1 protein-coding gene is annotated in these 314 nt (G+C 79.0%); it reads left to right on the top strand.

Annotation, left to right across the window (positions count from 1 at the left end; translation table 11 throughout):
- The coding region (locus tag GTW08_RS00690; protein WP_161151249.1) for a hypothetical protein at window positions 1-314 on the top strand (314 nt) is incomplete at both ends.

The raw sequence follows: 314 nt of genomic DNA, 5'->3' as shown, positions 1-314 counted from the left end.
GTCGCGACCGACGGCCGGGCGACCCTGTGCAGCCCCGGGTTCCGGGCCCTGCCCCGCGAGGACCGGGACCACCTGCTCGACCGGGCGCTCGCCGACGCCGCTCTCGCGGACCCGCCACCCGCCGGGTCCACGGCCGAGCTCCCGTCGGGCCGCCGCGACGACGTCGTCACCTCCGTGGTCCGCGACGGCGCCGCCGTCGTGGGCCACGTCAGCTCCGGACGAAGCAGCCTTCCCGTACCGGCCGGGTCCCGCACGACGGACGCGATGCGCCGCCAGGGGTCGCACGTCGCACCGACCGCCCGCCGCGACTTCGC

Source organism: Pseudonocardia sp. SID8383 (genome assembly GCF_009864975.1).
Taxonomy (GTDB): Bacteria; Actinomycetota; Actinomycetes; order Mycobacteriales; family Pseudonocardiaceae; genus Pseudonocardia; species Pseudonocardia alni.
Note: the sequence above shows the minus strand (reverse complement) of the source record. Positions and strands in the feature narration are given on the sequence as shown.